Genomic DNA, 19565 nt, shown 5'->3' on the forward strand with positions numbered 1-19565 from the left:
GTAATAGGACGTGTCATCTTCAAACGCAACGTCGTTACAGATATGGGAGGATCGGTCCTCTTATCGCCGCCCGCCGCTGGCCCGGCGGCCGCGATCCTGCCATCCGACCAGATATATATGAGCGATATCGACACATTGCTGCAGCCCATTGCGGGCGAGGCGCCCTGCGGCGTCGACATGGTGTTTTCCGCCGAATTCGACGCCATCCGCGAAGCGCGCCGCCACGATGATCCGAACCTGGACCAGGGCGACTGGGTCATCGACATCAAGGAGGCCGACTGGCCGGAAGTCATCCGCATCTGCACCACCGTGCTGCAAGAACAGAGCAAGGATGTGCGCGTGGCGGCCTGGCTGGCCGAAGCCTGGGCCAAGACGCGCGGCTTCGTTGGACTGCGCGACGGCTATCTGTTGGTGGACGGCCTGTGCCGCCATTACTGGGACGGCCTGCATCCCGTGCCGGACGAAGGCGACGTGCAGCAGCGCGTGGGCAATCTGGCCTGGCTGCTGGCACGCTCGCAACAGCTGATCCGCGAGCTGCCGCTGACGCAGTCCGAGGGCGGGCGCTATGGCGCGGCCCTGTGGGACAGCGCCTCGCAATTGGCCAACGCGGTCAAGCGCGCGCCGCAGAACGCGGCCGATATCACGCGCGGCAAGCTTACGCTGGACCAGTTCGACGCCGCGCGCCGCGACACGCCGCCAGCCTTCTACTCCGAGCTGGAAGGCAATCTGCAAAGCTGCTTCGCGGCGTTGGATACGCTGGAACAGACGTTGGCGCAGCGCCTGGGCGACGAGGGCCCTGCCTTCTCGCCGGTGCGCGACGCGTTGCGCGACGTCACCGAGCTGACCCGTCGCTTCGCTCGCGACGCCGGGCTGCTGGTGCGCGCGGATGCCGCGGCGCCGGCCGCTGCCCCCGCTGCACCCGCAGCCACCCGGATGGAGCCGACCTTGTCCGCCGACGCCCCTGATTCCGCCGCGCCCGCAGCCGCGCGCGGCCCGCTGCAAACGCGCGAGCAGGCGCTGGCTCAGCTGCGCGAAGTGGCGGAGTTCTTCCGCCGAACCGAGCCTCACAGCCCCGTGGCCTATCTGGCCGACAAGGCCGCCAGCTGGGGCGAGATGTCGCTGCACCTGTGGCTGCGCACCGTTCTCAAGAACGGCGATGCGCTGTCCGGCCTGGAAGAGCTGCTGGGGGTGCCCAAGCCGCCGGACCACAACGGCTGAACGAAAAGTCCCCTTGGCGAGCCGGCCCTTGCGGGCCGCCCTGACGCCTAGCGGCTGGCGCGGAACTCGATGCGGCGGTTCTTGGCGCGGCCTTCGGCGGTGGCGTTGGTGGCGACCGGCTGGTCCGGCCCCGCGCCCAGCGTCTCGAAGCGCGCTGGCGGCAGGCCCTTGTCCACCAGATAGGTCCTGACCGCATCGGCGCGCGCCTGGCTCAGCGCCAGGTTGGTGCTGCGGCTGCCGGAACTGTCGGTGTGGCCGATGATCTGCACCTTGTCGCTGTGCAGCTTGGGCACCACGTCCGCCACCTTGTCCAGCAGTTCACGGCCGCGCGGCGTGAGCGTGGCGCTGCCGGTCTCGAATTCCACCACGCGGTTGGTCAGGACCTGGTCCAGCAGCCCCTGTTCGTCCTTGCTGGCGGATACGCGCAGGCCGTTGACGATCTTGTAGGTGGGATTGAGCGAGGTCGCGAAGGCGCTGGCGATTTGCTGGCGCGAGGCTTCGTTCTGCACTTCGCCGCGCAGCCGGATCTGGGTGCCGTCGATTTCCAGCTGGCCGCGGTTGATCTGCTTCAAGGGCTGGCCGATCAGTTTGCCGACGTGTTCCGACCAGTTCGGCGGCGCGACCACGCCGCCCACGTCGATCTGGTCGATCACGTTGCCCACGCCGTACACCTGCTGCAGCCGCGCCAGCACGTCGGCCTTGGCGGCTTCGTCCGGCACGGCGCCGCTGGCCACGACCTGGCCGGGCTGGGGGATGACGTTGGCGGGCACTACCGTCGCCGCGTCCTGGGCCGCGGCCGTGCAGGCATACAGCGCCGCCATGAGCATTAAGGAAAGGCGCATGGTCAGGCTCCGGTAAAGACTTCAAGAAAGGTATCCAGCGCCAGGCGCAGGGACAGGCGCGGCTGGTCCAGGTAGCTGGACAGCTTGGCCAGGCCATGGCTGGCGGACACGTGGTTGCGGACCCAGGGCGCGTCCTCCAGCACGATGTGCTGTTCGGCATACGCCTGCGGCGTGGACAGCAGGCTGGCCAGCGTCTGGGGCGAGGCGCCGCGGAAATCCACGGCCAGCCGGTGCTTGCCGGCAATGCGGCCGATGAAGAGGGTGATCTCGAAGTCCGCGCGCGACAGGAAGGGCGAGATCAGTGTCATCCAGTAGGCGGCCACCAGGTTGATGTAGAGCGGATCGTCCGGCAGCGGCAGCGACAGTCCCTTGTCCAGCTGCGAAGAGCCGCTGGACATCACCGGCTCCAGCAGGATGCCCAGCGCCAGGATGATGTCGTGCACGCGCGCGGCGTGGCCGTTGCCGCGCAGCATCGCCTCCAGCCGTTCCACGGTTTGCAGGTCGACGAAGGCATCGAAGCCGTCGTCGGCGGCCGTGCGGATTTCGCCTTCCAGTTCGTTGAGCGTCTGCAGCGCCGAGGCGGGATCGCCGTCCTGCATCAGCAGGGCGGCGGCGCCGCTCATGCGGTTCCACATGCGGCTGAAGGCGATGGGGCTGCGGGCAATGAAGGCCAGCGGCTTCTGCACTTCCACCGAGGTGGCCGAGAGGAAGGGGTAGCGGCGGCCCGACAGGTCCTGGCTGGGCTGCAGATGCCCCGCGATGGCCAGCTTGCCGCGCGACCCCAGGATGGCGAACGGCATGGGCTCGGCCTCGTCGTACAGCGCCTTCCAGTGCGGCTCCTGCGCCAGCATCTCCATGGTGCTGGCGACCCAGGCATCCAGCGTGGCCATCAACTGCGGATGCGAGGTGTTCTTCACGAAGTCGCCGCGGCTGGGAATCTTGCCGAAGTAGGCCGTGCGGAACAAGGGGGACTGCGGGTTGCTCATTGCGGCGCTCCGGGTTGCGTCTGGGCGGAGGATTCGGAAGAGGCGCCGATCACGGACGAGGGCAGGCGCAGGTTGCGCAGGCCCTGGCTGCCGCCGGGCTCGCTGCCGCCGGCGCCGGGCGCCTGGGCGTTGCTGATGATGCGCAGCTTCACCGGCACCGTCACGTTGGATTTGCCCCAGCTCATATTGAAGCTGCCGTCGGCGTTGGCGGTGCGCTGGGCCGTGGAGATCAGGCGTTCCAGGCCGAAGCGGCCCGGTTCGTTGACGATCTCGACCACGCTGCCGTCGAAGGTGGTGGCGGTGATGCGTGCGCCGGGGGCGCCCTGGGCGTTGGGCCACACGAAATTGACCCACTGCGGCGGGGTATTGCGGTAGCGCAGCTGCTGGCCGTCGATCTCGATGGTGTACTCGGTCACGCCGGCCGCGGGCTTGGGCTGGATCTGGAACAGCGTCTGCGGCTGGCTGGCCGCGCCGCTGCCGGCCGCGCCACCCGAGAGCGGCGCCACCCACTGCGCGAAGTTGGCCGTAAAGGTGGGTTGCAGGCTTACGCCCATGTCGCCCCAGGTGCGCGCCGTGAGGATGTCGCCGCGACGCACGGTCAGCGGGCCCAGCGTGTCGTTGACGTACTTGGCGATGCTGCCCTGGGGGCCGAATACCTGGCCGATCTCATCGCTGCTGGCTTCGACGCTGGCGCGGCTGGCGAAGGGGTACTTCTCCGCCAGGGTCTGGTTGAACGGGCGGTAGACCTGCGCGTTCCAGACCTTGTTCAGCTCGGATTCCGCCGGCTGCATGGTCACGGCGTAGGCCTGGATCAGCGGGCGCACCAGCAGCGGGCGCAGGGTCTCGCGCTGCGTCGCCGACATGCCCGCCAGCATCTGCTCGTCCACCAGCTTCAGCGCGTCGGCCAGTTCCGAGTCCTTGCCTTCCAGCGTCTGGCGCATCAGCGTCAGCGCGCCGGGGCCGGGGTCGCCCTGGTTGTTCAGCAGGTTGAAGCGGGTGCGTATCTTCGACAGCGCGCCCATGTAGTTGCCCAGCAGCGACTGGTTGTCGCGCGTGACCACCAGGCGCGCCACATCGGAGAATTCGCGTCCCACCGGCCCCATCGGAATCGCTTCGCCGTTGGCGGCGGTGGCGGGCGCGGCGGATGGCGGCGTCTGGCGCAGGATGACGCGCTTGAACCAGCCGACCACGCCGCTCTGGGCCTGCTGCAGCCCGGCGTTGATCAGCGAGGGATTGTCCCAGGAGGTCTGCTCATAGGTGGTGTTGATGAGCTTGGCGATGGGCGAGGTCTGCGGATCGCCCAGGCGGTTCATCGCGCCCACCGATTGCTCGAAGCTGGTGAAGGGCTTGATCGTCACGCCGCGCAGGAACTTCTGCCACTCCTCGGCGTACTCGGTCTTGTACATCGTCGCCAGGCTTTTCTGGATCTGCTCCGGGCTGCCTTCCAGCGTCAGGTCGTCGCGCGCGTTCACGCCCAGCACCCAGTCGCTGGTCTGCACTTCCTTCTTGGCGGCCTCGCCGATGGCGGGCTGGATGTACTGCTCCCAGGCTTCGCGCGTGAACGTGCCCGGAATGGCATAGCTGCCCGCGACCACGCCCGCGTCGTTCTCGCCGACGATGCGCGCCACCGTCATGGCCTGGAAGCGCGTCGCGGCGCGGGCCTTGAGCGTGGCATAGGCGCGTTCGCGCGCCGGCATGCCCTGCATCACGGCGCGCAGGCTGCCGCGGGTCTTTTCGACCAGCGCCAGATTGGTGTCGATCTGCGGCCAGCCTTCGTCCTGCGCGCGGCCGACATAGAACGAGATCAGCCGCTCGGCGCTGCGGATCAACTGGTCGCGCGGCATGGCGCCGCGGTTGGTTTCCAGCCAGCCGCGCCAGAAGCGCGTGATCTGGTCGGACAGGTGCGTGGGGTCCACGTGCTGATGGTTGGCCATCATCAGGTAGGTCTTGAGCGCGTTGTAGGCGTCGTCGGCGTTGGTGGGCGAGGCGTCCTGGAACAGGGTGTCGCCATTGGCCGCGTGCGCGGCGCGGGCTTGCTGCGGCGCCGGTTGCGGCGCGCTGCCGCTGGCTGCGGCGGCGGAGGTGTCGACCTTGGCCAGGAAGTCTTCCAGGCTGGCCTTCACCGGCGTCAGCATGAACTGGCGCGCGCCGTTGTAGTACTCGGCCAGCAGCCGCTCCTTCAGCACGTCGCCCTGGTACAGGCCCAACCCCAGCGACCACGGGCGGCTGGAGGAATAACGGTCCAGCTGCTCGATGCGGTCCTGCAGGATCTCCATCGCTTCCAGCCTGCTTTGCAGGTCGGTGCGCTCGCTTTGCAGGCGCACCACCTTGTCCAGGTCGGCCTGCACGTTCTGCGCCAGTTGGCGGTTGCCCAGATAGGACCAGCTCCAGCCGCCCAGCACCAGTCCCAGCGCCAGCACCAGGCCGAAGAAGGCCAGGTAGCGCATGCGCGTCTTGGCGGGGCTGGCGTGCTGGCGCACCAGTTTCTTGTCCGCGAAGATCACGCTGGAGAACAGGTCGCGCAGGAAGAAGCCGTTATTGGAGGTGACGCTGCGCGACTGCGCGCGCGCGGCCGGACGCAGCTCGAAGCGTTCGGCCAGCCGTTCGGTGGAAGTGCTTTGCGTCACGCCCTCCTGCAGCGCGCTGGTGAAGTAGAAGCCGCGGAACACCGGCTTGTACTGGAACGGATTGGTCTCGAACAGCGTGGACAGGAACGTGCGCAGCGCCGGCTTGATGCCGGCGAATTCCAGCGGGAAGGTCAGCAGGCCGGGCGGCAAGTCGCGGCTGTTGCGCAACGAGATCTGCGCCGTGCCCATTTCCTTCAGGCCTTCATACAGTTCGTCGAAGCGGCTGTCGAACAGCGCCAGCACGTCGCGGTTTTCCTCGGCGCCGTAGGGCAGGGTCGCGCCCCAGACGCGGTCGCGCTCGCTCTGGTCGCTGTCGGAGAAGAACTCGCTGAAGCCCGAGATCAGGTCGGCCTTGGTGAAGATGATGTAGACCGGCGCGAACACTTCCAGGCGGTCGGTCAGCTCCTGCACGCGCTGGCGCAGGTTCTTGGCCAGGTTGATCGCGAATTCCGGGCCCGCGCCCGTCAGCTCATCGATGCTGGCGGCCACGATGATGCCGTTGATGGGCGCCTTGGGACGATGCCGCTTGAGCAGGTCCAGGAAACCCATCCATTCGTTGCGGTCCTCTTCATGCACCGAGTAGCGTCCGGCGGTGTCCAGCAGGATGCCTTCGGTGGTGAAGAACCAGTCGCAGTTGCGCGTGCCGCCTACGCCGCGCACCGCCGCGCCGTTCTTATCCGCAAAGGGGAACTGCAGGCCGGAATTGATCACGGCGCTGCTCTTGCCGGCCGCGGGGTTGCCGATGACGATGTACCAGGGCAGCTCGTACAGGGCCTCGTTGCCCGAGGTCTGGCCGATCTTCGAGGTCTTGATGGTGCGCACCGCCTGGGTGAGCCGCGTGCGCAGCGCTTCCACGTCGTTGCGGTTGGCGGCGGCGCCGGTCTGCACCTGCTGCTCCAGCATGTCGCCCAGGTTCCTGTTGGCGCTGCGTGCGCGCCGCCGGCGCCACAGATAGGCGCACAGCCACAGCAGCACGCATACGCCCAGCGCGATGCCCGCCCAGACCAGGCCGATCTCCACCGTGTCGGCGAACAGGAACAGGAATACCACCAGGGCCACCAGTCCGAGCGCCATGAAGGTGCGCGGATTGGCCAGCGCGCGCGAGGACCAATGTCGGCCTTCGCTGATGGCGCGGGAGGCGCCGGATAGGAGATCGGAGGGGCTGCGCATGGTTTGAGCTATGTTCTTGTGGGTCAGGCGGGAAGGGTTTCGGAAGGCGACACCAGCGCCAGCGTCCGCAGCGCCGGGTCCTGGGTCATGAGGGCGAGCACGGGCGCGCCGGCCTGGGCGCAGGCGACGCCCGCGACGGCCACGGTCAGCAGATGCGCGGCCGCGCCGGTGTGGCCGCAGCCGGAACCTACCGCAAGGCAGTCCAGGTTCGGGTCCAGCGCCGGGAACAGCGCGGTAGCCAGGCCAGCGCTTTCCAGCGGGCGGCTGCCGCGATGGTCGGCGTCGCTGATCAGCGCGGCCACGCCATCGGCGGGCTGGCCTTGTTCGGCCAGGAACTGCGTGGCCAACTCGGTCACTCGGGGCTCATGCAACGCGCCGCGCGCGTCGGCGTCGATCGCGCGCCGTGTTTGTGCAGACAGGATCAGGGTCAGCGCGGAATCGGCGCGTGCGGACTCGCCGCCAGGCGCATGGGCGGCCAGGTCCAGCAACAGGCCCGCCGCGGCTTCGCCTGGCACCTGGCCTTGAGGATTGGCGTTCGACATGAGGCGGCCGGCGGCGTCCCATTGCTCGACGCGCGCGGCATCGATGTAAGAGTCGGCGACGGCGACCAGGCGCAGCGTGGCGCTGCGCGCGGTCAGGGGTTCCTGCGCCAGTTGACGCAGCAGGCCGTCGCAGGCGAGCGCGTTTGGCGCGGCGTGCAGGCGCTGCGCGATGCGGCTGGCTGGCCACGCCGCGGCCGCGCGCGCCTGGTCGGCTGCGTGGTCGCGCACGGCGTCAGGCCATTCGGCTGGCAGCAGCAGTTCCAGCTGCAGCAGCGGCCAGGCTTCGTCGCGTTGCGGTTCGCCTTGCTTCAGTACGATGGCCCGTGCCTCCAGCGACAGCGCTTCCACCACCTCTGCCAGCAGGGAGCTTGCGCGTACGCGTTCTTCTTCGAGCGCGGCGGCCGGAGCATGCGCCTCGCGCGCTGCGGCGCGCAGCGCATCGGTATCGAGCTGCGGCGCCCGCGCGCTGAAGATCGGAAAGCCTTGCGTGTTCTTGAAGGAGGGATCCAGATCCGGGCGCTGCTGCGCGGCCAGCGCCGCGTGGATCGCGGCGGGCTCGCTGCCGACTGCGGCGCTGGCCGCGCTGCCCAGCACGCGCAGGCGCGCGGCCTGGGGTGCGGCCTCGGCGGTCTCAACGGCGTCGTCTTGCGCGGGTTGCGCCGGCGCGGCGCGCGCTTCGCGGCGCGCACGCACGATGCGCGCGCCGCTCCAGGCGGCGGCGATCAGCGCCAGCGGCAGCGCGAACAGATAGAGGCCGATGTCCACGCCCGTGGGCAGCGTGCGCGACTCCTGCCACCAGATGATGACGGCGAGCCAGACCACGCCGAAGACGAGGGCCAGCAGCAGCCCGGTTTTGAGTATGCGGGTCATCGATGCGATCCGACGTTTGCGGAGTTGATCATTGCGCGGCTCCGCCATTGCGCCGCATGACGCCGGGACGGCGCAGCTCGGTGTGGCCGAAGTCCATCATCTTCCAGCGGCCGCCCCAGGTCAGACCGACGCGCTCGGCGGTTTCGCCGAACAGTTCGTAGCCGCGCATCGCCCAGGGATCCTTCTCCGATACGACCACCTTGCCGTCGCGCAGGAAGGCGCTGTCCGCAGCCAGGCCAAACTGGTGATAGCTCTGGTAGGCGCCGGCATTGGTCACGTGCGAGCCCATCTTGGCAAGCTCAGCCTGGCGGTCCGGGCTGCGATAGCCTTCGATCAGCACCATCTCATAGCCGTGTTCTTCGCGCATCACGCGGTACGCGGCCAGCAGGCGCTGGCGGTAATCGGCGTCCAGCAGGTTCCAGTCGCGGCTGGCGCCGCCCAGGTTGGGACGCACCAATTCCACTTCGCGCGTGGTGAAGGCTTCGGGCGGCAGCGGAGGCGGCGGGACCAGTCTTTCGCCGGTCAACAAAGCCTGGATGCGTGGGTCCGGACCCGCTGTCCGATCCTCGTAAACAAATGTGTGATTGTGTCGCATGACGAAAGCGAAAAGTGACGGAAGCAACACAACCAGCAGGCCCGCGGCGATGTGCCAGCGGTACGCCGAAAACGCGCCGCCGGCCTTTCCAAAGCCCGTGCGCAGCGCCTGCGCGGAGTCGCCGACCGCCCCTCCGGCGTGCCCCGCGCCGCGCGCCATGCCCTGGCGTATCCCCTGCACAAGCGCGCGCGCTCCCCGTGCCGTGGCCTCCCGCAAGGACGGGAATACAAGCAACGCGGAAACGCCGATGGCGAGCAGAAAGTAGAGAGGCAGCAGGAGAAGCAAGGAGGTCCCTCAGTTACGAAGGCGTAATCTTTTGTTCTATTCGGGATTCAGGCAAGCGCTTGGACGTTGCAAAACGCGTCTGTGGCTTAGAACTCGTAACAAGAAACGGTGATGCGAAAGAAGTCATCAGGTATTCTCGAACCCCTTGGTTACAGGGGTTTAGACGACCTCTGCAGACACGGGACTTCGCATGGCAGAAGACGAAAAAAGATCGCGATCACCGACCTCTGTTCCCAGCTTGCTCGCAGGACGCGCACCGTCACCGGATGAACGCGCGGCATCGCGCATCCTCGCCGCGCTCGAGGGCCGAGTGCCGGACGCCGAGGTCAAACACCTGGCGCCCAAGCGCCGTTCCCGCTTGCCGCTGGCCTTGCTGCTGCTGTTGCTGACGGGCGCCGCGGGGGCGGTGTTCTATAGCGTGTTCGATACGCCGCCGCTGCCCGTGGTTGCTGAATCGACTCCCCGGGCCGCGCCGCCAGCGCAGCCCGTCGCCGCGCCAGCCGCTCCGACAGCGGGTGCGCGCGTGGCCGCTGCCGATCCCGATACGCCGCCTTCTTCCGCTGCCATCATCGAAGACCACCCCCTGGCGCAATTGGGACTTCCCAATGCCGATGAGGACCGCGCGCCCGAGAACCCCTTGTCTGCGCTGGCCGTCACCGCTACGCCGCCGCAGCCTCGCGCTGCGTTGCAGGCGCAGGCCGCCGCGCCCAAGGCAGCCGGGCCCACAGTACCTCGCGCGAACACCTCGCAAGCCTCGCCCAAAGCGCCGCCCCAGGGCGCGCCGCAGCGCGCCAAGACGCCGCGCAACGATTCCGACGCCGCATTGCTGGCCGCGCTGATGTCCTATGGCCTGCCGCCGGCGTCGCCGCCCGGCACCAAGGTCTACAAGAACGACGGCGTCTTCGTCCGCGAACTGCCGGGCTCGCCCCTGGCGGCGCGCCTGGAGCAATGCCGCAAGCTGGGCTTCCTGGAAAGCGAGCAATGCCGCTTGCGGGTGTGCTCGGGCTATTGGGGTACCGCGCCCGAATGCCCCAACCCGCAAGCCCAGGTCGAACCCTGAGTCTTCAGAGAAGGTTTTTTTCCGCAATGGATCCGACTGCTACGCCCGGCCTGTTCAGTTCCGACGCCCGCCTCTACAGCCTGGAAGGCGAGGGCGCGCTCGCCTCGCTGCAGGTCGAGGGATGGATCGCGCGCGAAGCCTTGTCGGGTATCGCGCAGACGCGCGTGGTCGCGCTGTCCGACAGCGCCGGCCTGGACCTGCGCGACATGATCGGACGCCCCGTGACCTTGTGGACCACGCGCGCCGACGGCAGCCGCGCGGGCCGCAGCGGCCTGGTCCGCGAAGCCGAGCTGCTGTCGGGCGACGCGGGCTTGGCGCGCTACCGCCTGACGGTCGCGCCCTGGCTGTGGCTGGCCACGCAGCAGCGCAACAGCCGTGTATTCGAAGCGCGTTCGGTGCTGGACATCGTCGGCCATGTGCTGGGCGGCTACGAAGGCTATGTGCATCGCGTGGCTCCCGACGCAGCCGACGCGCAGGCTGGCGCGGCGCCGCGCCCCTACACCACGCAATACCGCGAGACCGACTATGACTTCATCAGCCGCCTGCTGGCCGAAGCGGGCCTGGGCTGGACAGTGGTCGAAGACCCGGAGGTCCCTGCGCGGCACGTTGCGCTGATCTTCGCCGACAGCCGCGGCCTGGCCGAAGATGCCGAGTCCGCAGGCGGCGGCGTGCGCTTTCACCGCGCCGGCGCGACCGAGTCGCGTGACACCGTGCAGGCCATGTCGCGCCAGTGGCGGCGCGGTCCGGACCGCGTTACCGTCTTGGGCTGGCATGGCGGCGGCAAACGCGCGGTGGCGGCCGAGGCGCTGGCGCGTCCGTCCGACGGCACTGACGACACCGGCCTGGAATGGTACGAAGTGGCGGGCCACGGCAGCTTTGCCGATGAGGCCGAGGCACGGCGCCAGGCTACGCTGGCGATGGAAGCGGTGCAGGCCGGCGCGGAGACCTTTGTCGGCCAGGGCGGCGTGCGCACTTTCCGTTCCGGCACGCGCTTCACACTGCAGAACATGTCTCCACTGGGACCCGCAGGCGAAGAGGGCTTCGAGCCCGCCTTCGCGCTGGACCGGGTCGAGCATGTAGGCATCAACAATCTGCCGCCTGAAACCCGCGCCTCTCTGTCGCAGCGCTTGGGCGGACTGGACGCGCATCTGGCCTTGGATACCGAGGCTCCCGATGCGCCAGGCGCGGCGCGTCCGAATACCGATCCGTCGCGGCCCGGCGCCGCCGTGTTGGCGAAAGCGCGCGAGGTCGGCTACGCCAACCGCTTCCAGGCAGTGCGTTGCGACCGTCCGTGGCGGCCGGCGCTGCCGCAGACGCGCGGTGCGCGCCTGAGCGGCGCGCCTTCGGTCCATGGCGTGCACACGGCCATCGTCACGGGTGCCGATGGCGCGGTGCAGGCGCAGGGCGAGGACGAGATCCTGCGCAACAAGCGCGGCGACGTGCGCATCCGGTTCCATTGGCAGGCAGACGATGCCGAGGGCGTGGCCAAGAGCCGCTGGGCCCGCGTAGCGCAGCGCCAGTCGGGCGCAGGCATGGGCATGAGCTTCGTGCCGCGCATTGGCCAGGAGGTGCTGGTGCGCTTCCTGGACGACGACGTGGACCAGCCCATCGTCGTGGGCGCGCTGTACAACGGTCGCGGCGAGGGCGGTACGCCCGCCACGCCGGGCGGACGTGACGGCGGCAAAGCCGACACCCAGGTCTACGCCGCCGCGCGCGATGCCGCGCCCAGCGCCCAGGCCAACCTGGCGGCAGGCAACGCGCCCGCCTGGCATGGCGCCGCGGGCGGCGACGAGAATCACCGCAACGCCGCCGCGCTGAGCGGCTTCAAGAGCAAGGAGTTCGGCGGCTCGGGCTACAACCAGATCGTGTTCGACGACAGCGACGGACAACTGCGCTTGCAGATCAAGAGTAGCCAGGACGCCAGCGAACTGAACCTGGGTCACCTGATCCATCAGGCCGGCAACTACCGCGGCGGACTGCGCGGCCTGGGCGCCGAGCTGCGCACCGACGCCTACGGCGCCGTGCGCGGCGGCGCGGGCGTGCTGCTCAGCACCTACGCCGGCACCGGCGCCAGCGCCGGCCCCGCAGGCGAGGCCGCGGGCTTGCAGGCGCTGGCCAGCCAGGCCGACCAGATGGCGCGTTCGCTGGATGGCGTGGTCGGCGCGCACCAGGGTCTGCGTCTGGCGAGCGCGCTGGGCTCCAAGGGAGCAGAGGCGAGCGTGCTGGACGACGGCAAGGCGCCCTTGGCCGCCATGCATCGCGCCGTGTCCGGCACCGTAGCAGGTGAAAGCCTGGACGGCGCGCGCAGCGATGCTTCGGCCAAGCACACCCAAGCGGCCGAGGGCAAGGTGCCGCACCTGACCGATCCCGTCGTGTTCATGGCCGCGCGCGCGGGGCTGGCGCAGGTCGCCGGGCAACACATGCAATACACCGCCGGCGAGACCGTGCACTGGTCGGCCGGCAAGGACCAGAACCTGGCCGTGATGGGCGCGCTGCGCGTGCACACCGGGCAGGGTCTGGGCATCGTCGCCGGCTTGCAGCAGGGCGGCGCGGACTCCGGCCTGGACCTGATCTCCGCCACTGGCGACGTGCACGTCCAGGCCCAGCACGACATCCTGCGCGTGCAGGCGCAGAAGGACATCACCATCGGCAGCGCGCAGACCAATGTGGAGTATGCCGCGCCCAAACGCATCCGCATCGCCACCGCGGCCGGCGCCAGCATCGTGCTGGAAGGCGGCAACATCACGGTCACCGCGCCTGGGCGGATCGATGTGAAGACGGGGAACAAGCAGTTTGCCGGACCGGACCAGATGCCCTATCAGTTTCCCTCCATGCCGGGGCAGGTTTGCGTCGAATGCCTGAAGAACGCCATGAAGCAGGCATTGCCAGCGGTGTTTCGCACATGAGCAATCAGGTTCGTCCGCGGGTCCTGCATTCCGATCTCGACGGCCTGCACGCCAGGGTCCAGGCCAGCGCTCGCGTCCAGGTATCGGACCTCAATCTTTTTGCCCTGGTCGAGCCCGGCATGCTGGATGGCTGCCGGGATCCCGCGCCCGCCGAATTGTTGCGGCATTTCAGGGAGCCTGGCGATGCCTCGCTCTACGCGCGGCGGCACGAGGCCGTGGCGGCGTCGATCGGCCCGATGCTGGCGCAGCCCGATCTCCCGCAGGCGGAGTGGCTGTGGCGGGTTGGACAGGCGCATCATGCCGTATCGTGGATATGGACCGAACGGCCTCTGGAAGAGATGGCCCGGCATCTGGCGGTTTGGCTGGATGCGCGGACCGACGATGGCCTGGACTTCCTGCTGCGCTACTACGATCCCCGCCATGCGGAGCCCATGCTGACGCTGATGGGAGTAGACGTGCTGCGCGGCATGTTGGACCCGGGCGAAAGCTGGTCCTGGGTTGACCCGTGGAATCGGGTCTGCTCCCTGACGCCGACGTCGGACGGGCCAGTAGAGAAGCCAGGCGCTCCACCCTGGATCCTGACGCAGCCGCAGACGGAAGCCCTGATGCGCTTGTGCGAACCCGGCCCTCTGCTCGACGCGCTGATGCAGCGGGTGCCGGCCATGCTGGCCCCCTGGACGCGCCCCACACCGTACGCCTTGGCTTGCCATCTTTCGCGGGTGGCGGCGGCGCATGGGCTGACGACCTTCGAGCGCCAGTTCTGCTACGCGCTGGATGCGCTGGATCTGCATCCGATGGCGCACCGCAGCTCGGTGGTCCAGGCGCGTTTACGGAATGGGGAAGCACTGGACAGTGCGTTGGAGCGCCTTGCCTCCGAGGAGCGCGCCGCCGTCAGGGCGGAGTTGGCGATGCAGAATGGCGCGACGGAGTTTGAAGCTCCGGCAGGCTATGCCATTGAGCCGCTGCCAACAGAGTTTGCACATAGGAGAGTTGCATGAAGTCCAAACGTCTGTGGCCCTGGACGGTGCTGATATTGGCCCTGGTTGCTGTTGGCGCCATCGTGGGGCCGCCCGTCTATCGCTGGGCCTATGTCGCACTCCTGCCGCCGCTGCTGATTTGCGAAGCCCGCAATGACACGGATACCGATATCGGCTATCGCCTGGAAGACTCGTCCGGCGCGTTCCCGGGAGATCGGGTCGCGAGAGCATCGGGAGCTCCGGGCGGCCCGCTCTCGGGCGCGTGCATTTATGGTCCGGACAGCCGTAGCAAACCTGTGCAGGTTGTGTGGGGGGCCATCAACGGCAGCGAGAAGCAGTATCCGCATAGCGCTGAACTGAAGGTGCCACGTCCGGGAAATGCCGCGGTGTTGTTGCTGCGCTTTACCGCGCCGGACCGGGTACAGGCCCGCTTTGCGACGGAGAAAGAAATGCCAGAGCCCATGGATGCGCCGGAATCGGTGTGGAATAGCGGCGACTGGGTCAGTCAATGATCAACAAGGGATAGAGGGATGTCGGGGATGTCTGAGCGGGAGCAGGGAAAGGCGGGGCGTTCGAAACTCGGGCGGTGGGTCGCGCTGGGCGTGCTGGCGGTGATCGCCGTGGCGGCTGGGGCCTATGTCTACGTAGAGCGAAGCCAGGCGCAAAATGTTCAGCGCAGTGCGTTGGAAGGGGCGCTTACCGTCTACGCGTACAACTTCACGCCGTACGACGTTGCATATTCCATGAGGCCCGGGATTCGAAGGAGTGTTCATGCAAATTCAGCTCGAGGAAACGACGTTCAAGCATTCGGCTACAGGCCGGCAGCGCCTGACGAGCCGATGAGCATATCGTGGCGCTATGAGTCCGGGCCGCAGGCAGCCGAGGAGGGAAATTTTCCGTTTCAGGTGACGTTTCCCCAGCCTCAGCGTCCTGCTGGTGAGGTGGTAGTGGAGTTGCGTATTTATCCCGAGGGAAAAGCAGCGGTGCGCTATGTCAAGTCGCCGCTTGTATCGGATTTCAGCAACGTAGCCTCAGAGCTTCAGGGAAGTGATTGGGTGACGAATCGATGACGACTTCAGATACCTGGACAGAGATATCCCTTGAAGAAGAGCGTGCAGCCACGCGGGCGCTAGCGTGCGAGCCTGTAAACGGCGTCAAGTGTCATGGCAAGCTGCATGTCTCACTGTTCTTTGATGGCATCGGTTTGAACGTTGACGACGCTTCGTTGCCACCGTCAAACATCGGAAAGCTCTTCAAAGGGGCCGCAAATGTCCCTTTGGGAGCGATTTTGCGCAAGGCATATTATGTGCCGGGTCTGGGTACGGACATGAATCTGAGCGCATACGAGTTTGCGAAGAGACAAGCGGGATCAATCGCAGGCGATATGCTCAAGAGCGTGACCATCGACCCGGCTAAGGGGCTTCCAAAGGATGCTGCCAAGGACATCGGCATCGACATCCTGAGGGGGAAACGGGTAAGCGATGCGGTCGGAGACGCGTTAAAAGGTCTGCCTGGAAAGGCGCGGAAGGAAGTGGCCGACGCATTGCGCAATCCCGGGAAGACTGGTGTCAAGGTAGTCAAGGACGCCGCGGGGAACATTGCGCGAGCCATTCTGGATCAGGTCGATCCGGTACGCGACTCCAGATTTATGTTCGAGGCAATCAACACTGGTGTGGAACCACGTATTAGTGATGCGGTTACCTACTTCAAGCAGGAGATTTCCAGACAGACGATCAGGATAGAGGAGATTCAGATATCGGTATTCGGTTGCGATTGGGGGGCGGCGCTGGCACGAGCATTTCTTAACGAACTGTGCAAGGAGTGTGACGGCGATGCCAATAGTGACAAGCTGGAGTGGCAGCTTGCCGATAAGCGAAAGGTCCCGCTCAAAATGGTGTTCGCGGGCTTTTACGACGCGGTGGGATATCGTGACAACTCCTTTGTCGGATTTGTTGCTTCGAAGATTAACTTTGGCTTCTTGCGCAACACTGCTGCCAACGACCAAGAGCTACCGCGCGTGCTGGCCAAGGCTGCACACTTCATCTCCGCGCATGAACTGAGGTGGCGTGTGCATACGCTGGGCGGCGCGACATTGCTTCCCTTGATGGATACGCCGATGTCGCCTCCCGCTCGCCAGGAACGCGTGTACCCCGGTTTGGGAGCAGATGTGTCCGGATGCTATCCACCCGGGTTTCAGCAGCGGGATCCAGGAATAGGCCGCGTTACGCTGCAGGAAATGTGGAGGATCGCTCGGCTTGCTGGCGTGCCATTCGACGGGCTGGAACAGACGAAGGTCAATGCCAGGGCCCTCGGCGCCGATTTCGATATCGCCGCGACCGCAAGAGCGCGTAATGACCTGCGCAGCTATCAGCAACAGTTGGTGCATCCATCCCAACAACTGCTTGAGATGCGCCATGCGCAGGACGCGATCAATGGCATGGAAGGCGACAAGACGCTTGCGCGGCAACTCTATCTTCATCGGATGGTGTACGTGGTCTGGTTGCGAACGCTGCTCAATGATGCCAGAACTGGCTCCGCTCCAGGGTACTTGTATATCACCGCGATGCAAGCCGCGATCGATTTTGCGCGTCTTGAAATAATGCACAAGCACCCTGGATGGGAAACGTTCTACGGACGGGCCCGAATTGCGCCGCCGGACGACTATCAGCGTGCCTGCATGGAGGTATCGTCGTTGGCGGATGAGGAGCGTCCTCGTCTAGGGCCGGCGATGAGACGAATTTTCTCGGGTTACATGCACGATCCAGTGGACCCGCCCGATGACGATTGGGCGATTCAACGCCTGCCCAACAATGCACGGCTTTTCCGCTCCCGCTACATCGACGACGGCAACGATACGCGGCAGCCCACGTTTACGGAAAAGCTGAAGAAGGCGGCCGACGCAACCTTCTCCAACATGGCAACACCGAATCCGCTGCTATTGGGATTGCCGTTCTAGTCATTGGCGCTAATGCGGGTTTTGGTGAAGCAAACGGGACATCAGGAATGTCTGAACGAAGCGGCATGAAGGCGAGGCGTTCGAAGTTCGGGCGGTGGGTCGCACTGGGCGTCGTGGCCGCGATAGCCGTGGCCGCAGGGGCTTATGTCTACATAGAGCGAAGCCAGCTAAAAGATATTCAACGAAGTGCGTTGGAAGGATCGGTGGCCGTTTACTCGTACAACTTTACGCAGTACGACGTGGCGTATTCGTTGATGCCCGGCCGTCGCTGGTTTGCAGAAGCGAATTCCGCCAGAGGGGACCATATGCAGTTATTCGGCTACAAGCCTGCCGCGCCCGATGCTCCGATGCAGATATCGTGGCGCTATGACTCCGGTCCTCAGGAAACGGCAGAAGAAGACTACCCCTTTGTAGTGACGCTGCCGCAGCCTCGGCGGCCAGCGGGCGCGGTGGTGCTGGAATTGCGTATCTATCCTGATGGCAAGGCTGCTGCGCGCTATGTCACGCGCCCGCTGGTATCGGAATTCAGTAATGTGGATCCCGCTCTTCCGGGGAATGATTGGGTGACAGGCCAATGACGAGTCGCGACAGCAGGAAGGAAATAGGCCATGCGGATTTTTGCAGGCTGTGTGTGTGATCGGGTGGAACCGCCTGATGATGGTTGGGCGATTCAACGCCTGCCCAACAATGCGCAGCTTTTCCGCTCCCGCTACATCGATGACGGCAACGATACGCGACAGCCCACGTTTACGGAAACGCCTAAGAAGGCGGCCAAAGCAACCTCATTGATCAACGAGAGATAGAGGAATGCGGGGAATCTCTGATCGGGGCGTAGTGAAGACGGGGCGTTCGAAACTCGGCCGATGGGTTGCATTGGGCGTCGCGGCGGTGATAGCCATGGTCGCCGGGGCTTACGTCTACGAGGGGCGGAGTGACATGCAGAATTTTCAGCGCAGCGCGTTGGAAGGGGCTGTGACTGTCTATGCCTATAACTTCACGCCCTATGACATTGCGTACTCGACGACGCCTGGACGCCGATGGTTCTCCGATGCCAATGACGCTTCGGGGAAAAATGCATACGGGTTTGGCTACAAGCCGACCTCGCCCGAGGCGCCTCTGGACGTGTCCTGGCGATATAACTCTGGTCCGCAGGCAACCGAGGATGGAAACTATCCCTTTCACGCGACGTTCCTGCAACCAAAACGTCCCGCAGGTGAAGTGGTTCTGGAGTTGCGTTTCTATCCGGACGGAAAAGTCGCGGCGCGTTATGCCACGACGCCACTTGGACTTGCGTCTGGCAACGTAGATCCTGAACTCCCTGGGAACGATTGGGTGTCGAATCGATGATCACGTCAGAAGTCAGGATAGAGATAAACCTTGATGTAGCGGGTCATCGGAAAGTTCGATCCGTAGGAGACGGTTTTGCGTGAATTCGTCATGTGGTCCACCGACATGTTCCTGTACGCCACAAAAGCCTTGGGTTTTGCGCTGCCCCTACTCTATCTCCTCGGGATCGCAGTCCATGTGCGCCCAAACCGTTTCGGAGCATTGGGATCCGCGGCGTCGCGCAAGTGGTTTGCCGTGGCCATGGTAGCCGTCTGGGCGTTTGCGGCCGTGGCTGCTCTGCTCGCCTACTACGTCGCCCGGAACTATGACCGCGGGTATGGGTATTTCCTGTTCTTTCTTCCCTACTATCTGGGACCGGCGCTGATTTTGTCCGTGATCGGCCTGTGGGTCCGTTACCGGTTGTGCAAGGGGGTAAAGGGCAATGCCTGATGTGCCGCTAAAATCCCCCGATGCTTCCGCCTCAAGTCCTCGTCGCCCTCATCGTCCTGATGCTCGCCGTCGTCATCCCGCTGTTTGCGGTGACGATCCAGCTGAGCCGTTTCATCCATTGGTCCTTCTGGGCCGACAAGACCACGCGCGGCGATCGGCCGCATTTCACGGGGCCGGTGCTGGCGCTGATCTTCAGCACCCTGGCCGCCAGCGATTTCGTGGGCTATGAACCTTTTCTGACGATCTCGGCGATGAATCCGGTGCCGATCGAGGCCAGGGCTTACTTCACCGTTGCGATGCTGGCGCTGGCCGTCTGGTGCTGGGCCTATGGGCGGTCGATCCGGGACCGGGTGCTGCGCATGATCGGGGCCCGCGCCTCTTAGCGGCCGCCAGGGTGGACGCATGATGTCGATCTACGGTCTTCTTGCGTTGGGCGCCCTGACATTGGCCATCTGCCTGCCGTTCGCCGCGACGGCGGTACAGCTGATCCGTCTGCTGTGGTTCATCACGGGCGACAAGGAGACGCGCGGCGCGCGTCCGCGCTTTACGGGGCTGGTCCTGGCGATGTTTTTCAGTTCGCTTGCGGCTACCGAACTGCTGTCCGTGGAACCCTTCCTGACCTTGTCCCACCTTAATCCAGTGCCGCAGGAGCACCGGGTTGAATTCATGATCGCGATGCTGGCGCTGGCCCTTGCGGGCTGGATATGGGGCGGCGCGATCTGGAAGCGCCGGCTTGGCGGCTGAGGCGGCCGCTG

The 19565-nt window shown here is 66.0% G+C and carries 18 protein-coding genes; 13 read left to right on the forward strand and 5 right to left on the reverse strand.

Going from position 1 to position 19565, the window contains the following annotated elements:
* The first annotated feature begins 117 nt into the window (after positions 1-117).
* On the forward strand, positions 118-1218 hold the full coding sequence (gene tssA / locus NGK62_RS15640) for a type VI secretion system protein TssA (protein ID WP_251879094.1): 1101 nt from the start codon (positions 118-120) through the stop codon (positions 1216-1218).
* A gap of 47 nt (positions 1219-1265) precedes the next feature.
* On the opposite strand, the gene NGK62_RS15645 is transcribed toward tssA, so the two are convergent.
* The 5 genes from NGK62_RS15645 to NGK62_RS15665 all read right to left on the reverse strand — a co-directional run bounded on the left by NGK62_RS15645 (position 1266) and on the right by NGK62_RS15665 (position 9135).
* Entirely contained in the window at positions 1266-2060 is a 795-nt protein-coding gene (locus NGK62_RS15645) for an OmpA family protein (RefSeq protein WP_251879096.1), read from the reverse strand.
* 2 nt (positions 2061-2062) lie between these two features.
* Positions 2063-3046, reverse strand: coding sequence for a type VI secretion system-associated protein TagF (gene tagF / locus NGK62_RS15650; protein ID WP_059371248.1), 984 nt, complete (start codon positions 3044-3046; stop codon positions 2063-2065).
* The gene (gene tssM, locus NGK62_RS15655) at positions 3043-6747 is read right to left on the reverse strand and encodes a type VI secretion system membrane subunit TssM (RefSeq protein ID WP_118935190.1); all 3705 of its coding nucleotides are present in this window, start codon (positions 6745-6747) and stop codon (positions 3043-3045) included. Before tssM ends, tagF begins: the two co-directional genes overlap by 4 nt.
* 119 nt (positions 6748-6866) lie before the next feature.
* Positions 6867-8255, reverse strand: a complete 1389-nt coding sequence (locus tag NGK62_RS15660; protein ID WP_251879098.1) for a hypothetical protein — start codon at positions 8253-8255, stop codon at positions 6867-6869.
* Between the two features lie 28 nt (positions 8256-8283).
* Positions 8284-9135 carry a M15 family metallopeptidase gene (locus tag NGK62_RS15665; RefSeq protein WP_251879100.1) on the reverse strand — a complete coding sequence of 284 codons (852 nt, stop codon included), beginning with the start codon at positions 9133-9135 and terminating at the stop codon, positions 8284-8286.
* Positions 9136-9445: 310 nt separating this feature from the next.
* On the opposite strand from NGK62_RS15665, the gene NGK62_RS15670 reads away from it, so the two are divergent.
* From NGK62_RS15670 to NGK62_RS15725, 12 genes are all read left to right on the forward strand, one after another.
* The gene (locus NGK62_RS15670; protein WP_251879102.1) at positions 9446-10195 is read left to right on the forward strand and encodes a hypothetical protein; all 750 of its coding nucleotides are present in this window, start codon (positions 9446-9448) and stop codon (positions 10193-10195) included.
* A gap of 26 nt (positions 10196-10221) precedes the next feature.
* Positions 10222-13101: a type VI secretion system Vgr family protein gene (locus NGK62_RS15675; RefSeq protein ID WP_251879104.1), complete on the forward strand. Its 2880-nt coding sequence runs from the start codon at positions 10222-10224 to the stop codon at positions 13099-13101.
* Positions 13050-14099 carry a DUF4123 domain-containing protein gene (locus tag NGK62_RS15680; protein WP_251879106.1) on the forward strand — a complete coding sequence of 350 codons (1050 nt, stop codon included), beginning with the start codon at positions 13050-13052 and terminating at the stop codon, positions 14097-14099. Before NGK62_RS15675 ends, NGK62_RS15680 begins: the two co-directional genes overlap by 52 nt.
* Entirely contained in the window at positions 14096-14590 is a 495-nt protein-coding gene (locus NGK62_RS15685) for a hypothetical protein (protein ID WP_118935038.1), read from the forward strand. The genes NGK62_RS15680 and NGK62_RS15685 overlap by 4 nt, the downstream gene beginning before the upstream one ends.
* A 27-nt stretch (positions 14591-14617) precedes the next feature.
* A complete protein-coding gene (locus NGK62_RS15690; protein ID WP_124260417.1) occupies positions 14618-15148 on the forward strand; it encodes a hypothetical protein in 531 nt (176 codons plus the stop codon).
* On the forward strand, positions 15130-17034 hold the full coding sequence (locus NGK62_RS15695) for a hypothetical protein (protein WP_124260418.1): 1905 nt from the start codon (positions 15130-15132) through the stop codon (positions 17032-17034). The genes NGK62_RS15690 and NGK62_RS15695 overlap by 19 nt, the downstream gene beginning before the upstream one ends.
* Positions 17035-17081: 47 nt before the next feature.
* Positions 17082-17612, forward strand: coding sequence for a hypothetical protein (locus NGK62_RS15700; protein WP_251879108.1), 531 nt, complete (start codon positions 17082-17084; stop codon positions 17610-17612).
* 30 nt (positions 17613-17642) lie between these two features.
* Positions 17643-17837 (forward strand): hypothetical protein, encoded by a 195-nt coding sequence (locus NGK62_RS15705; protein ID WP_124260420.1) that lies wholly within the window; start codon positions 17643-17645, stop codon positions 17835-17837.
* Between the two features lie 133 nt (positions 17838-17970).
* Positions 17971-18381 (forward strand): hypothetical protein, encoded by a 411-nt coding sequence (locus NGK62_RS15710; protein WP_251879110.1) that lies wholly within the window; start codon positions 17971-17973, stop codon positions 18379-18381.
* Between the two features lie 75 nt (positions 18382-18456).
* Positions 18457-18810: a hypothetical protein gene (locus NGK62_RS15715; protein ID WP_251879112.1), complete on the forward strand. Its 354-nt coding sequence runs from the start codon at positions 18457-18459 to the stop codon at positions 18808-18810.
* Between the two features lie 20 nt (positions 18811-18830).
* Positions 18831-19193, forward strand: a complete 363-nt coding sequence (locus tag NGK62_RS15720; RefSeq protein ID WP_059371259.1) for a hypothetical protein — start codon at positions 18831-18833, stop codon at positions 19191-19193.
* A gap of 19 nt (positions 19194-19212) precedes the next feature.
* Complete coding sequence (locus tag NGK62_RS15725; protein ID WP_251879115.1) at positions 19213-19554, forward strand: hypothetical protein; 342 nt, start codon at positions 19213-19215, stop codon at positions 19552-19554.
* Positions 19555-19565: the final 11 nt, after the last annotated feature.

This window comes from Achromobacter sp. Marseille-Q4954, from assembly GCF_943737025.1.
Lineage (GTDB): Bacteria > Pseudomonadota > Gammaproteobacteria > Burkholderiales > Burkholderiaceae_B > Achromobacter > Achromobacter bronchisepticus_A.

Coding starts and splice junctions, on each gene's coding strand:
- NGK62_RS15720 (WP_059371259.1), top strand. CDS start 18,831: ATGCTTCCGCCTCAAGTCCTCGTCGCCCTCATCGTCCTGATGCTCGCC.
- tssA (WP_251879094.1), top strand. CDS start 118: ATGAGCGATATCGACACATTGCTGCAGCCCATTGCGGGCGAGGCGCCC.
- NGK62_RS15705 (WP_124260420.1), top strand. CDS start 17,643: ATGCGGATTTTTGCAGGCTGTGTGTGTGATCGGGTGGAACCGCCTGAT.
- NGK62_RS15700 (WP_251879108.1), top strand. CDS start 17,082: ATGTCTGAACGAAGCGGCATGAAGGCGAGGCGTTCGAAGTTCGGGCGG.
- NGK62_RS15660 (WP_251879098.1), bottom strand. CDS start 8,255: ATGACCCGCATACTCAAAACCGGGCTGCTGCTGGCCCTCGTCTTCGGC.
- NGK62_RS15645 (WP_251879096.1), bottom strand. CDS start 2,060: ATGCGCCTTTCCTTAATGCTCATGGCGGCGCTGTATGCCTGCACGGCC.
- NGK62_RS15685 (WP_118935038.1), top strand. CDS start 14,096: ATGAAGTCCAAACGTCTGTGGCCCTGGACGGTGCTGATATTGGCCCTG.
- tssM (WP_118935190.1), bottom strand. CDS start 6,747: ATGGCGCTCGGACTGGTGGCCCTGGTGGTATTCCTGTTCCTGTTCGCC.
- tagF (WP_059371248.1), bottom strand. CDS start 3,046: ATGAGCAACCCGCAGTCCCCCTTGTTCCGCACGGCCTACTTCGGCAAG.
- NGK62_RS15725 (WP_251879115.1), top strand. CDS start 19,213: ATGATGTCGATCTACGGTCTTCTTGCGTTGGGCGCCCTGACATTGGCC.
- NGK62_RS15690 (WP_124260417.1), top strand. CDS start 14,618: ATGTCTGAGCGGGAGCAGGGAAAGGCGGGGCGTTCGAAACTCGGGCGG.
- NGK62_RS15680 (WP_251879106.1), top strand. CDS start 13,050: ATGCCTGAAGAACGCCATGAAGCAGGCATTGCCAGCGGTGTTTCGCAC.
- NGK62_RS15675 (WP_251879104.1), top strand. CDS start 10,222: ATGGATCCGACTGCTACGCCCGGCCTGTTCAGTTCCGACGCCCGCCTC.
- NGK62_RS15710 (WP_251879110.1), top strand. CDS start 17,971: ATGCAGAATTTTCAGCGCAGCGCGTTGGAAGGGGCTGTGACTGTCTAT.